A 13,881-nucleotide genomic window follows, 5' to 3' on the forward strand; every position below is an offset into this window, starting at 1 on the left:
CAGATCGATCAGGCCATGACCGCTCCAGTTGAATAGAATAACCTTTTCCTTGCCTTCTTCTTTGGCTTTCCTGGCTTCATCCACAACGCAGGCCAGGGCATGGTTCGTTTCCGGTGCCGGGATGACGCCTTCCGTCCTGGCTATGAGCAAGCCGGCTTTATAGGTGTCCAGCTGACCCACCGCTTTCGCCTCCAGGATGCCTTCCGATACCAACTGGCTGACCGTGGGCGCCATGCCGTGGTATCGAAGGCCGCCGGCGTGCAGCGGCGGCGGCACGAAGGTGTGCCCGAGGCTGTGCATGGGCAGAAGCGGGGTCATACAGGCAAAATCGCCGTGGTCATAGGCAAAAGGTGCCCGGGTCATGGTGGGGCATGCCTCGGGTTCGACCGGATAGATGGCGATCTCCTTGCCGTTGATTTTGTCATAGACATAAGGAAAGGCGATGCCGGCAAAGTTGCTGCCTCCGCCTGCGCAACCGATGACAATGTCCGGATATTCACCGATTTTCTCCATCTGTTTTTTTGCTTCCAGGCCGATAATTGTCTGATGCAGCATCACGTGATTGAGGACGCTGCCCAGAGAATATCGGGTGGTGCCGGATGTGTCCGTCACGGCGGCTTCCACGGCTTCACTGATCGCAATTCCCAGGCTTCCGGGTGTGTCGGGATCGTTCTCCAAAACGGCTCTGCCGGCCTGGGTTTCCGTGCTGGGGCTGGCGATGCATTTTGCCCCCCAGGTTCCCATCATCGACTTGCGGTAGGGTTTCTGATCGAAACTGATGCGTACCATGAAAACCTTGCACTCCAAGCCGAACTGAGCGCATGCGAACGCAAGGGCGCTGCCCCACTGCCCTGCACCGGTTTCCGTTGTCAGTCTCTTGATGCCGAACTCACGGTTGTAGTAGGCTTGGGCAACGGCGGTATTGGGCTTGTGGCTTCCCGGAGGGCTGACGCCTTCGTATTTATAGTAGATTCGAGCGGGGGTATCCAGCGCCTTTTCTAGCCCCCTCGCCCGGATCAACGGAGAAGGACGCCAAATGCTGTAAACGTCCAACACGTCTTCGGGGATATCGATCCAGCGTTCGGTGCTGACTTCCTGCTCGATCAGGTTCATGGGAAATACCGGCGCCAGATCATCCGGACCGACGGGATTTCCGTCCGGTCCCAGCGGCGGATTCATCTTGATATCGGCAAGCACGTTATACCACTGCCGCGGCATTTCATCTTCACTCAAATACACCTTTCTGTTCTTCATACAATCCTCCTCGGTTGATATTTAACAAATCCTGGAAAAAGTTACATACTGTGTAAATCATTTCAACAAATAAATAAAGGTATAATATCTCCTTGCCGTTTTATGCGGCAGGGTTGCAGCTTGACAATGTGCAGTAAATCCTGCAAGATGAGTCACCTCGGAAAAACCGTGCCATGTTGTTTACGCAATTGGGGGACACCGTATCGTGCCTTTGGAACAAAGCGGCCGTTTTCTCACCCGTACCAATACCCGTCTTACCATTGTAACGGTTGAACGCGGCTTGGATCGCATATCGGAAAGTGTGAAGAAAAAAGTTTCCAAAAGAGGAGGATCCGTCCATGTATGCTGATCGATTCTGGAAGAAAAATTGGGATGAAGGCGTCGAAGACCTGGAGGCACACGAGTTTGAAACCACTTACGATGAAATGATCGAACAAGCCTTTAAGGAAGTGCCCGACAAAACCGCGATGGGCTACCTGGGAGTCAACCTGACCTTCGGCGAATTGGACAAGCGCGCCAACCAGTTCGCCAACATGCTCATCAAGAACGGCTTCAAAAAGGGTGATGTAGTCGGGGTCAATCTGCCCAACATCCCCCAGTACGTCATCACGGTCATCGGCACTTTGCGCGCCGGCTGCATCGTTTCCGGCGTCTCCCCCCTTTTGTCCGCCGAACAGATCAAGTACCAGCTCAACGACCTCGGCAGCACCGGGAAAAAAGTGGCGCTGGTAACCCTGGACGCCATTTTCGCCGGTCACCTGGTCAACATCGTCGGCGACATTCCCCAACTGAAACTGGTGGTGGCCACCAGTGTCGCCAGTTTCCTGCCCAAGATCAAACAGATCCTGGGAAAACTCCTGAAAAAAATCCCCACGGGGAAGGTGACCCCCCTTGCGGGTGTCACGGTTCTGGACTATTGGAAAAATGTGTTCGGCGAATATGCCGACACCCCCGTGAACGGCGGTTTGACACCCGACGACATCGGCTGGATACAGTACACGGGAGGAACCACCGGCGACCCCAAGGGCGCCATGCTCAGCCACCGCAACGCTGCACACAACATCCTCAGCATCTGCCGCTGGCTGGGATGGGAAAGAGGCAAGGGTATCCTGCTGTCCGGGTTTCCCTTCTTTCACATCGCCGGGCTTACCGTGTGTGAATGCGCCATTTTCCTGGGATGGACCCAGGTGCTGATCCCCAACCCGCGGGACACGGACCATATCTGCACCGAGATGGAAAAATACAAACCCACCAACATGGCCAACGTCCCCTCCCTGTATCAGATGCTCCTGGAAAACCCAAAATTCAAGGCCATGGACCACACCTCCCTCGGCATCGTTATCTCCGCGGCAGCGCCCTTTCCCCACGATTCACAGGTGGAACTCGAAAAGATTATCGGAAAAGGCAAGCTGCTCGAACTTTACGGCATGACCGAAACCTCGCCGGTATCCACCATGAACCCCTCCAAAGGTCCCAAGAAGCTCGGCACCGTAGGTATGCCCTTTCTGAACACGGAACTCAAGCTGGTGGCCCCGGAATCGGGCGAGGAGGTCCCCATCGGGGAAGCCGGCGAAATATGCATCAAGGGCCCCCTGGTCATGCAGGGCTATTTCAACAAACCCGAGGCCACCAGAAATGCGATCGATGCCGACGGCTACATGCACACCGGCGACGTGGCCATCATGGATGAAGACGGCTTTTTGAGAATCGTGGACCGCACCAAGGACATGATCATCGTCGGCGGATTCAAGGTGTTTTCCAGCAAGGTGGAAGACATCATTTCCAAGCACCCGGCGGTGGGCGTCATGGCCCTCATTGGCGAACCCAACCCGGAGCGGCCCGGCTCGGAAATCGTGAAGGCCTATATTCAGAAAAGCCAGGATTATGTGTTCGACGGGACCGAAGACGAACTGAAGGAGGATATTATCAAGTTCGCCAAAGAGAAATGCGCCCCTTACGAGGTGCCCAAAAAAATCGAACTAATCGATGAAATACCTCTTACTGCCGTCGGCAAGATCGATAAAAAAGCACTCAGAAAATAGAATTGTGCCGATCACTCGGATCGGCACAATTCTATTTTTATATCGGTTGTCATACGTATGTCCCGATTGAAACTCGAAATAGGGGCCGTTCGGAGCGTTTTTCTGGCAACCACTCTACATACTCAAGACAATAAATTCTCGTTATCGATATGATCAGGACGAAAATAGTGGCCACCATCGGCCCATCCTCCAACACCCGGCCGAAATTGGAAGCAATGATCGACGCCGGGATGAACATCGCGCGGCTCAACTTCTCCCACGGCACATACGAGGAGCACGGGGAAGTCATCAATACCATCCGTTCCCTTTCCCGCACCATGAACAGGCCCATCGGTATTCTCCTGGACCTCCAGGGGCCCAAAATCCGCACCGGAACGCTAAGAGGCGGCCGCCCGGTAGAGCTGAAAAAAGGCGGCACCATCCGCATCACAACCCGGAAAATAGAAGGCACGGCGGAAATGGTTTCCACCACCTACACCCACCTGCCCAAGGACGTCAAAAAGGGGGACAGGATACTCATCGACGACGGCCTCATCGAGCTTATGGTCCTTTTTAAACGCAAAGACACTATCAAGTGTAAAATAATCAGCGGCGGGCTCCTGAAAGAACACAAGGGCATCAACCTGCCGGGCGTCGCCGTGTCCGCACCGTCGCTCACGGATAAAGACCGGCGGGATATCAATTTCGGCATCAAGGTAAGCGTAGACTATTTCGCCCTCTCCTTTGTAAGAAAGGCCGAAGATTTGAGGCAGGTCAAGCGGTTCATCAGACGCCAGGGGCATCATACGCCGGTTGTCGCCAAGATTGAAAAACCGGAGGCCCTGGACAATATGGACGCCATCCTCGAAGAGGCCGACGCCGTCATGGTTGCCAGGGGGGACCTCGGCGTCGAGCTCAATCCGGAACAGGTTCCCTGCGAGCAGAAGAAAGTCATCGCGGCCGCCGTCCGTGCCAACAAGCCGGTCATCACGGCCACGCAGATGCTGGAAAGCATGTGCACCAATCCGATACCGACGCGTGCCGAAGCCTCGGATGTCGCCAATGCCATTTTCGATGGGACGGACGCCGTCATGCTGTCCGGGGAAACGGCTTCAGGTCGATACCCGGTGCAGGCGGTGAGGATGATGGCAAAAATAGCGGCTCAGTCCGAAGGATCGAAATTCATGCGTTTCAACCTCCAGCATAAAAAGGACCCTACGGACCTGGTTCCCCAGGCGGTCGCCCAATCGGCCGTCAACATTCTCCAGGATCTAAAGGCCAAGGGAATCGTCGTTTTCACTTTTTCCGGCAGCACGGCCCAGCTGATCTCTCAAAAACGCCCCTCGAAACCCGTTTACGCCTTCACGCCCAGCCTTCGTGTCTACAACCGCCTGTCCCTCATGTGGGGCATCACCCCGCTGTACATCGCCAATATCGACAAAACCGACCGCCTTATCCAGGCCAGTGAAAACATCCTGATAGACAAGCGTATCGCCAGAAAAAATGACATCATCATCATCGTCATCGGTTTCGGCCTGAAAAAGGGCTCCACCAACGTCATCAAAATTCACCGGGTGGGTCGGGCCGACTGATTTTCCAACCGCCAAGCGATTTTCATTCCCCGTAAAAAGTACATTTAACCCGTAAGAATAAAAAAACTGCTTGACAGATCCAAATATGTGCCTTAGTCTTCGAGTGTACTATTTGACTAATACACTAAGAGGGGAGCAAACCACCATGATCACCATCCAAAATCTTGCATTCTCCTACCCCCGAAAAAAACTCTTCTCCGGGCTTGATCTCGAGCTGTCTGCCGGCGGGATCTGCGGATTGTTGGGCAAAAACGGGGCCGGCAAAACCACCCTGCTGAAGCTTTTGGCCGGGCTTGCGTTTCCTCATCACGGGGACATTCTGGTTGCCGGCCACCGGCCGGGCAGGAGGTCGCCGGCCCTGCTTCAGGATCTGTTCCTGGTTCCGGAAGAGTTCAGTCTGCCTGCAATATCGCCGCTGAAATACCAGCAGCTGTTCGCTCCCTTTTACCCCCATTTCAGTGCCGATAGCTTTGCAGCCCACCTCGACGAATTCGAGTTGGACGCCCGCACCAACATGCGACAATGTTCGTTCGGCCAGCGTAAAAAATGCTTCCTGGCATTTGCCCTGGCTGCCAGCTGCCGGCTTACGTTACTGGACGAACCCACCAACGGCCTGGACATTCCTTCCAAGAGCCAGTTTCGCCGGGCCCTGGCCTCTGTCTTCACCGACGACCGCTTGTTCATCATCGCCACCCACCAGGTGCGCGATCTGGAAAGCATCATCGATCCGGTGGTGATCCTGGATGCGGGGCGCATTATCTTCAACCGTACCACGGCCGAAATAGATCGGGGGCTCGAGGCCGTCCTGCAGGCGGCTCCCCCCAGCCCGGAAACGACCCTGTACAGCGAAAAGACCCTGGAAGGATACCGCGTTGTCAGGGAGAACGTAACCGGCACCGAAACCCGTATGGACCTCGAACTGCTTTTCAACACCGTCATCCAAAACCATGAAAAAGTGGCGACCCTATTCAAAAGGAGGTCCGCCCATGCAAGCTAAACCGGATTTCCAACCGACAAGAGTATTCCTGCTAATCCGCAACGCCCTGGTGCTCAACCGTTCGTCCATCGCCGTTACCACGGCAGCCGTGGGCGGCGTCCTGATGCTGGTTTCCCTTCTGGACGTTCTCGGCCAATGTCGGCCCGGTCTGCACCGGAACCTTTTTCTACTCGTTCTTTTCTCGGGCGGTACGCTAGTGACCAGCCGCAGCTTCAAGGAACTGCACGATCCAATCAAAGGCCTGCCCTGGCTGCTGCTGCCGGCCTCGCTGCTGGAAAAAACCCTGGCCCGGATTCTCCTCACCACCGTAGTGGTGATCGCCGGCAGCATGGTGTTTTTTTTCTTTTTTTCCCTGATTTCCGAAGGTGTGAACACCTTTTTGTTCAACCGCCGCCATGCGCTCTTTCAGCCCTTCGATCCGCTGGTTTTAAAAGGCGCCATGACGTACACCGCCGCCCAGGCACCCTTTCTACTCGGGGCCGTTTACTTTCGAAAACACGCCCTGAGCAAAACCACATTGGGCATGCTGGGTTTTACCGTCCTTTTCAGCCTGGGGGTCTACGTGGCTGCACGGCTTATCTTTGGCGGGCACCTTTCCGGTCTCGAGTTCGACGATCTCTTCACAGGAGCGGGCTACGACCTGGAGTGGAGCGCGCTTTCCGGGTTGGGCCGTGCTGCGATCATAACAGGCAAGGTGATCTTCTGGCTGGTCCTACCCCTTGTTTCCTGGACGGCATGCTACTTCAGGCTGAAGGAGACGGAGCGTTAAAATGGAATTTAAAAAAAAAGACGCCATCTATCTTCAAATAGCCGATCTGATGTGCGAACGCATCCTGCGCGGCACCTGGCCCGAAAACGAACGCATTCCTTCGGTGCGTGAGTTGGCCGTGGACATGGAAGTGAACCCCAACACGGTTATGCGGACCTACACCTACCTGCAGGAGCATGCAATCATCTTCAACAAGCGCGGCATCGGGTATTTCGTAGCCGCAGACGGCAGGCAGGCGACTCGCCGCCTGTTGAAGTGCAATTTCGTGCGTAGCGAGTTGCCTCGTGTTTTCAACACGCTCGAGCTGCTCGATTTGGATTTCGATGAATTGTACGCCCTTTACAGGGAGTATCGGGAGGCAAACACATGAAAACAAGCAACAAGATACTGTGGGGGGCATTCGCCGGAATTTTGGCCACCGCCGTTATATTTCTCGTCGCGCTGCGGTCATTCCTGGACCAACCCGTCGATATCGGCGGGAATGTCTCCGGCAGCACCGCCGTGGGTTCGCGGGAAATTACCCTGTCGGGATTCGTGGCCATCAATCTCCAGGGAAACTGGCAGGCGGAACTGTCCCGGGGAGACACGACGAAAATTCGGGTGGAAGGGCCCGAAGATCTGCTCGCAACGCTTTCCGTAAAGATGCAGGGTGAATCGCTGACCTTGCGCTCAATAGAGCGACGTGGGGAAAAACACAAACTGGTTCTCACCGTCACCATGCCTGAACTACACGGAGTGCAAACCAAAGGGGTCGCCGACCTGACCATCAAGCACTTCGAAACGGACCGCTTGTCCATCCGCACGGAAGGTGTGTCGAACGTCCGCGGTTATGACAGCCGCGTCGGCACCCTCGACCTCAAAGGAAGGGGGGTGTCCCGCATGAGACTTGTAAAGGTTCCTGCGGGTGACGCCTCGTTGGACTTCAAGGGCGTTTTCAACGTCGGTCTTTTCATGGACGGCGGCGAACTTACGGGCAGTCTCAAGGGCGTCGGCGAGGTGCGTTACCGCGGCAAGACCGGCCGCATTTCCATACGACAGGAGGGGCCCTGCAAAATAACCCGCGAGCCGGAGGACAACCACGTATAAGGGGCCGGTAGCCCTAGCGCAAAAACACGGTTCGACAAGCGCCCGCAACGCGTCCTCGGCGTTTTTATCTTTTTGACGATTCTCCTTTTCTGCATATGCCTACTGGATGCTGTCGGTGAGTGCGGGGATCTGTTTGCCTCTAAGTATCTGGCAACGGGAAGCACAACCCTGTCCGTCCTGCCGGTCGACCTGGACAACGCCGGAGCCTCCGAAATAATTGTGGTCAGCCGAACCGGCGTCTTCCCACATGAAAACGATGGTTTTCCATATACAAAGCCGGATACGGGGTTCTGTACGCCCCGGCACCCCTTCAACGATGGGAAATAAACAGCCGGGAAGGTGTCCTCCCGTCGATACGGGCTGCCACCGGAACGATAAATTGTCATGCCCGCCACGGGGGCACATCATGCATTGGTGAGCCACACATACTGGTACGGGCTCAACCGGAGTTCGCCGTCTGTATGCTTCTTTCCTGTCAAAAGATCCACGGAAGAACGTTGCACGCTGATTTGTCTCAAGGGAATATGCAGCGTCCGGCGGGTTATATTGGTCAAGGCAACGATCTCCTGCTCCCTGCAAAAACGCTTGATGGCAAACACATGCGGCCCGGCATCGATCACTTCGAATGCCGCCTTGGGATGAAAAGCGGGTTGCCCGCGGCGCGTTCGTATGAGGCGCACGTACCCGGAAAATATCTTGGCCCGCAACGCGTCGGTATCGCTCAATTCGGCGGCAATCTCGCGCATGTCCAGTTTTTCCCTGTTGATTGTCCGGGGCATTCCCGTTTTCCTGACGCCTTCCAGCCAGTTGCGCGATCCTAAGAGGCTGTGAATGTAAGTGGCCGGCACGCCCGGCAAGACGTATTGGATGGCCTGCGAAGCTAGAAATTTCTGCGCCGCCAAGCGCCGCTCCCCCGCCAGAATAGCATCCACGTAAGTGATGTTCAGTTCATAGGGACTTTCGGTGCCGTCGGGGTTCTGCTTGTGTGAAACCAGCCCGCCGTGGGCTTTTACCAGCGCGACCAGCCGGTCGATCTCGTCTTGCGTCAGAATCCCTTCCAGGGGCCGCACGCCGATGCCGTCATGGGAAGCCGTAAAATTAAAGAAGGTGGTGTTGCCCTCCTCCAGGTACAGCGTTTGCGCCCACGCCGCCAGGCGGGATACGTCTCCTACGGAAAACGCGTGCAGCAACAGGGGAGGCAGGGTGAAATTGTAAACCATCTGAGCCTCGTCACCGCATTTCCCGAAATACCGGATGTTTTCCTCATGGGGTACGTTGGTTTCCGTCAGGAGAACGACATCCGGAGCCGTCATGTCCAGTATACAGCGAAACAGTTTCACCACGGCATGGGTTTGGGGAAGATGGATCGAAGGGGTCCCGATCTCCTTCCACAGGTAGGCGATGGCATCCAGTCTCAGAATAGAGGCCCCCTTGGCCACATAAAAAAGAAGGACGTCAACCATTTTTTCTAGCACGTCCAGGCTCTTGAAATTGAAGTCGATCTGGTCTTTGCTGAAGGTGGTCCACAGGTGCACCCGGTCACCGTTCTTTTTGCGGTATGCCGACAACAGCGGCAGTGAACGGGGTCGGGTGACCGTGGACAGGTCTGAGGCCGGGTCTACCTCGATGGCAAATTCCTCAAAGCCCTTTTCACCGGCAAGATACTGTTCAAACCACCGGCTTTTGGATGAAAAGTGGTTCACCACGTAGTCGAACATCAATCGAAAGTCCCTGCCGATGGCCGCCACATCGTCCCAGGTGCCGAGCCGTGGATCGATGCTGAAAAAATCGATAACCGCAAAGCCGTCATCGGATGAAAAGGGGAAAAAGGGAAGAAAGTGAATGCCCGCAACCACTTCTTTGAGGCGGGTCTTCAAAAAGTCATGCAGGGTTTTGAGGGGCGCCTCCCCCGGTCTTTTCAACGTGTCGCCATAGGTAATCAGCACCACGTCCTTTTGTGAAAAATAACCGCCGGCCTTTCTGGGTCGCCTGGGGAATGCCCGAACAAGGGGCATGATGCGGTCAAACGCCCTGGCGCCCTTTTTATCCCCGTAAATACGGATGAGCAGCCGCTTTACCTTCCGAGCACCTTCTTTCATCGATGTCACCCCGCTTTCAGCGCAACCCTCCGCGCAGCGAGCTTAGAGCGGTTGTTGAAGTAGATCCAAATAGCGCCCATGGCCGGGGGGTATCCTATCGGGCGAATTAATCATCACAACGTTGCAAAAGCCTGAGACTGCTCAGCTCTGGAAGCGCTCTTCCTCGAGTTCCAGGTTCAGAAACTCGAAACGCCCCGCCTTCCTGTCTTCGAAATAGCTTTTCAGGGTGGTGCGGATGACGGGAAAGGCGATGTCGTCCCATGGCACCTCTTCTTCGTCCAACAATCTGACTTCGGAACTTTCCCGGGTTTTCCGGAACTCGGGCGCTAACATGCGGGCGCGGAACATCATGTACACCTGGTTGACCCACGGCAGGTCATATACCCTGTAGGGGGCGATGATGCGCACCGTTGTCCGGGTTTCCTCCCAGGTTTCGCGCGCGGCCCCATCGGCGGCGGTTTCGCCGTTTTCCATGAAGCCCGCCGGCAGGGTCCACTTTCCCAGTTGAGGCTCGATGTCCCGTCTGCAGAATAGGATGCGGTCTTGCCATTCCGGTATGCAGCCAACCACCATTTTGGGGTTTTGATACTGGATATGACCGCAGTTGTGGCACACATGCCTGAGACGGTCGTCATCTTCCGGTACTTCACGGCTGACTTTCAAGCCGCACACGGGGCAGTATTTTATTTTTGCAGGAGATAGATCATGTATCATAGGTATCGCTCATAGTCACCGTGTCGTTTATGCAACCTTGACATTATTCAATAAAATAAAGGCTCCGAGGAGTCCAAAGTTCATAAGTCATAGCTGATAGCATGCCATGTGCTATCAGCTATGAGCTTATTCTTCGGATCCTTGGACCCTGGTTCATTAAACCGTGTACCGTATACCGTAACCCGAAGTCTGCGCTTGTTTAGGATTATTGTATCACCGACAGAGTGTCAGCCGTCAACCTGTAAACAATCCTCCTGCAGCACCTTCTCCAGCGACGCCAGCAGGCCTGCTGCATTTTCCTCCGAAAAAACGAGCGGCGGTTTCAGTTTGAGTACGTTGTGCAGCGGGCCGTCGGTACTCATCAGATAGCCATGGTCCCGCATACGATTCACGATGTAAGCGGCGTGTCCGGGTGCCGGCTCGAGGCTTTGGCGGTCTTTGACCAATTCCACCCCGATAAAAAGCCCCAGGCCGCGCACCGAACCGATAAGCGAAAATTGGCGCATCAGGTTTTTGAAGCCGGCCAGCAGCCCGGCACCCACCTTGAGGGCGTTTTCCTGCAACCGCTCCTCTTGGATGACGTCCAGCACCGCCATGCCGATGGCGCACGACACGGGATTGCCGCCGAAGGTGTTGAAATACTCCATCCCGTTGTAAAAAGCATCCGCGATTTCGCGCGTGGTCACGACGGCCGCCATGGGGTGGCCGTTGCCGATCGGCTTTCCAACGGTAACGATGTCCGGTACACAGCCTTGTGTTTCAAAGGCCCAGAAGTGGGTGCCGGCGCGACCGAGGCCGACCTGCACCTCGTCCGCGATGCAGACGCCGCCGGCGGCACGGACATGCTCAAAGGCCAGCCGCATGTAATTGTCGGGCAGCACCACCTGTCCGCCGCACCCCAGTATGCTCTCACAGATAAAGGCAGGGCCGCCCCTTCCATGATCGGCTATCTGCAGAACGGCTTCCTTGACGTAGGCGGCGTAGGCGGCAGCGGTGGCCTGATCCATCCCTTTATGCGGCCCGCGATAGCCGTCGGGCATGACAACGGTTTTCACATACCCCGGCGCCCCCATCCCCCCCGGGCCGTCATGCTTGTACGGGCTGACGTCTATGAGCAGATTGGTGTTACCGTGATAGGAACCGTCAAGGGAAATAATCTCTTTCCCGCCGGTGTAGGCCCTCGCCAGGCGGAAAGCGAGCTCGTTGGCCTCGCTGCCGGTGCAAACGAAAAAGCAGACGCTCAATGGGTCCGGGAGCGTTGTGAGCAGGCGCCGGGCGTATTCCACGATGTTGTCGTGCAGATAGCGTGTGTTGGTGTTCAACACCGCCATTTGCCGCTGCCCGGCATGCACCACATGGGGGTGGCAGTGCCCCACATGGCTCACGTTGTTGACACCGTCCACATAGACCTGACCGTCCTCGCTGAACAGATACTGCGCCTCCCCCCTGACGATTTTCAACGGATTGTCGTAGGAAATGCTCAGGTTGCGCCCGATGTGCGCCTCCCTGAAAGCCAGGATCTCCTTTTCCGTCCTCCCGCTGAATTTCAGACAGGTTTCGGGGATTCCCAGGATGACATTCGGATCCGGGCAGATGCTTTGCCATACCGTTTCCCGGCTGGGCCGGGCCACCCCGGGGAAGTTTCCGGCTGCATCCAGCATGTCGGTGATGACCTGAAAGTGGAGGTGCGGCGGCCACCCGCCGTTCACCGCAGTGTCGCCCACTTCGGCAAACACCTCGCCCTTTTCGATGATCCTTCCAGCCGTCAATCCGTCCAGGGATTCCAAGCTCAAATGCCCGTAAAGGGTGTAAAAGGGGCCTTCTCCCGTGGTGTGTTCCAGAATAATGGTGGGGCCGTAATCCAGCGGCACGGCATTGTTGTGAAAACTGTGGACCTTGCCCTCCATGAATGCAAAGACAGATGCGCCGGCGTCCATGTAGAGGTCGATGCCCAGATGAATCGTTCGCCGTTCCGGCATGGCTTCCGTTTTGTTTTCATAGGCCGCTGTGCGATAGATAAAGCGGGCTTCGCCATAGCGGCCTATGCCGACCTTGGCATTGTGGCGGTGCAGTTCCGCCGTTATGCGGTCTGCCAGAAGGACGGCGTCACCGGCTTTCTGCCCCGGCCCCAAAAAGGCGCTGCCCACGGAGAGATCGAATACGAGCTGGTCCGGCTTGTGAAGGCCTGGCTCGACCACGGGCGCGAACTCCTTGCGCCGCTCCTCCAGCCACGCCAAAATGCGGCTGCTGTGAGCCACCGGCTGCAATCCGCAGGCCGCCCTGAAAACATAACGGGCCAAACGTGGATGAATGCCCTCAAGGCGCTGCAGCAGCGACCAGGCCGGCTTCTCCGAAATGCGCAGGTAAGCGTTTTCCGGTTCCAGGCTGAACTGGTGGGCGCTGTGGCACACGCTCATGCAAAGTCGCATGCATATAAGGCCGTAAAGGGCCTCGAGTTCCGCTTCCGACAGCGGGTTTATTTCGTGGTAGCCCTTGACAATATGTCCGGCGACGGCCAGCGGGTCATGTTTCCCCAGCATGGCGTACGCACACACGATGGCCAGTTCATTCACCGTCCGGGTGTGCGCCATGTCGCCGAAGTCGATGAGGCCGTCCACCCGGTTTCCCCATTTCCCATCGGGAACGACCAGGATATTGTAATCGTTGCCGTCATTGTGAATCACACCCACGCGCAAATCCGCCGTCAGCGGCTCCGTGTGTGTTTGAAACGTTTTGAGAAAACCGGCCACCAGGTGACGCCTGTTTTTTTCGGCAATGCTGCCGATCAACCGTTCAACCACTTGAGACGCCTGCTTCAAATCCCAGTGAAACGGCCGGTGGGCCACGGGATGATCGTATCCCGAAAGGGAACGGTCCACGCGGCCGAAAAACCGTCCGAGGTCAGCCAGCAAACGTGCGTCGTGCGGCTTTACCAGGGCGAAAGGCGTGCCGGGAAGATAGGTGAGCAATCGCACGAAATGCCGCCTTCCCTTTCCACCGTCGACCGTGGTTATGGAATCCCCCTGCAGGGTCTTGCACACGGTCGGGCATCCCGCCCTGCCGCCGGCATGTAGCTTTTTGTCCCGTCCCAATCGTTGCATGACCTGGTTCTGAAAATCCAGCCTGTCATATGCTTCAACGGCATTGGCGATCTTCAAAACGAAGGCCTTCCCGTCTCCCGTGGTAACGCTGAAATTTTGATCCCGCTCGCTGGGAAGTTCCCGGCAGGCGCCCGCGATGCCATACCGTTCGGCGGCTAACTTCCGGGCATCCTGCGCACTGAAATTCGGTGCGTGTTGTACGATTGATAACATCTTTAATACCTTGAACCCTTTTTCCGCATATTGCC

11 protein-coding genes are annotated in these 13,881 nt (G+C 56.2%); 6 read left to right on the plus strand and 5 right to left on the minus strand.

Annotation, left to right across the window (positions count from 1 at the left end):
- The coding region (locus tag LJE94_10695) for a TrpB-like pyridoxal phosphate-dependent enzyme (protein MCG6910576.1) at positions 1-1,254 on the minus strand (1,254 nt) is incomplete at its 3' end.
- Between the two features lie 338 nt (positions 1,255-1,592).
- Here LJE94_10695 and LJE94_10700 point away from each other — a divergent pair.
- The 6 genes from LJE94_10700 to LJE94_10725 all read left to right on the plus strand — a co-directional run bounded on the left by LJE94_10700 (position 1,593) and on the right by LJE94_10725 (position 7,719).
- Complete coding sequence (locus LJE94_10700) at positions 1,593-3,296, plus strand: AMP-binding protein (protein MCG6910577.1); 1,704 nt, start codon at positions 1,593-1,595, stop codon at positions 3,294-3,296.
- 149 nt (positions 3,297-3,445) lie between these two features.
- On the plus strand, positions 3,446-4,867 hold the full coding sequence (gene pyk, locus LJE94_10705) for a pyruvate kinase (GenBank protein ID MCG6910578.1): 1,422 nt from the start codon (positions 3,446-3,448) through the stop codon (positions 4,865-4,867).
- Positions 4,868-5,012: 145 nt separating this feature from the next.
- A complete protein-coding gene (locus LJE94_10710; protein MCG6910579.1) occupies positions 5,013-5,864 on the plus strand; it encodes an ABC transporter ATP-binding protein in 852 nt (283 codons plus the stop codon).
- Complete coding sequence (locus LJE94_10715) at positions 5,854-6,633, plus strand: hypothetical protein (GenBank protein ID MCG6910580.1); 780 nt, start codon at positions 5,854-5,856, stop codon at positions 6,631-6,633. The genes LJE94_10710 and LJE94_10715 overlap by 11 nt, the downstream gene beginning before the upstream one ends.
- A 1-nt stretch (position 6,634) precedes the next feature.
- Positions 6,635-7,003, plus strand: coding sequence for a GntR family transcriptional regulator (locus tag LJE94_10720; protein MCG6910581.1), 369 nt, complete (start codon positions 6,635-6,637; stop codon positions 7,001-7,003).
- Positions 7,000-7,719: a DUF2807 domain-containing protein gene (locus tag LJE94_10725; protein ID MCG6910582.1), complete on the plus strand. Its 720-nt coding sequence runs from the start codon at positions 7,000-7,002 to the stop codon at positions 7,717-7,719. The genes LJE94_10720 and LJE94_10725 overlap by 4 nt, the downstream gene beginning before the upstream one ends.
- A 99-nt stretch (positions 7,720-7,818) precedes the next feature.
- On the opposite strand, the gene LJE94_10730 is transcribed toward LJE94_10725, so the two are convergent.
- From LJE94_10730 to LJE94_10745, 4 genes are all read right to left on the minus strand, one after another.
- Entirely contained in the window at positions 7,819-7,968 is a 150-nt protein-coding gene (locus LJE94_10730) for a hypothetical protein (GenBank protein ID MCG6910583.1), read from the minus strand.
- A 155-nt stretch (positions 7,969-8,123) separates the two neighbouring features.
- The gene (locus LJE94_10735) at positions 8,124-9,818 is read right to left on the minus strand and encodes a sugar phosphorylase (GenBank protein MCG6910584.1); all 1,695 of its coding nucleotides are present in this window, start codon (positions 9,816-9,818) and stop codon (positions 8,124-8,126) included.
- Between the two features lie 141 nt (positions 9,819-9,959).
- On the minus strand, positions 9,960-10,532 hold the full coding sequence (locus LJE94_10740; GenBank protein MCG6910585.1) for an NUDIX hydrolase: 573 nt from the start codon (positions 10,530-10,532) through the stop codon (positions 9,960-9,962).
- 227 nt (positions 10,533-10,759) lie between these two features.
- Positions 10,760-13,846 (minus strand): aminotransferase class III-fold pyridoxal phosphate-dependent enzyme, encoded by a 3,087-nt coding sequence (locus LJE94_10745; GenBank protein MCG6910586.1) that lies wholly within the window; start codon positions 13,844-13,846, stop codon positions 10,760-10,762.
- Positions 13,847-13,881 lie beyond the last annotated feature (35 nt).

This window comes from Deltaproteobacteria bacterium (assembly GCA_022340465.1).
Lineage (GTDB): Bacteria > Desulfobacterota > Desulfobacteria > Desulfobacterales > B30-G6 > JAJDNW01.

What these genes read in the sequence shown, in the direction of transcription:
- pyk (MCG6910578.1), top strand. Translation starts at nt 3,446, where the DNA reads ATGATCAGGACGAAAATAGTGGCCACCATCGGCCCATCCTCCAACACC.
- LJE94_10740 (MCG6910585.1), bottom strand. Translation starts at nt 10,532, where the DNA reads ATGATACATGATCTATCTCCTGCAAAAATAAAATACTGCCCCGTGTGC.
- LJE94_10720 (MCG6910581.1), top strand. Translation starts at nt 6,635, where the DNA reads ATGGAATTTAAAAAAAAAGACGCCATCTATCTTCAAATAGCCGATCTG.
- LJE94_10725 (MCG6910582.1), top strand. Translation starts at nt 7,000, where the DNA reads ATGAAAACAAGCAACAAGATACTGTGGGGGGCATTCGCCGGAATTTTG.
- LJE94_10730 (MCG6910583.1), bottom strand. Translation starts at nt 7,968, where the DNA reads ATGTGGGAAGACGCCGGTTCGGCTGACCACAATTATTTCGGAGGCTCC.
- LJE94_10715 (MCG6910580.1), top strand. Translation starts at nt 5,854, where the DNA reads ATGCAAGCTAAACCGGATTTCCAACCGACAAGAGTATTCCTGCTAATC.
- LJE94_10745 (MCG6910586.1), bottom strand. Translation starts at nt 13,846, where the DNA reads ATGTTATCAATCGTACAACACGCACCGAATTTCAGTGCGCAGGATGCC.
- LJE94_10735 (MCG6910584.1), bottom strand. Translation starts at nt 9,818, where the DNA reads ATGAAAGAAGGTGCTCGGAAGGTAAAGCGGCTGCTCATCCGTATTTAC.
- LJE94_10710 (MCG6910579.1), top strand. Translation starts at nt 5,013, where the DNA reads ATGATCACCATCCAAAATCTTGCATTCTCCTACCCCCGAAAAAAACTC.
- LJE94_10700 (MCG6910577.1), top strand. Translation starts at nt 1,593, where the DNA reads ATGTATGCTGATCGATTCTGGAAGAAAAATTGGGATGAAGGCGTCGAA.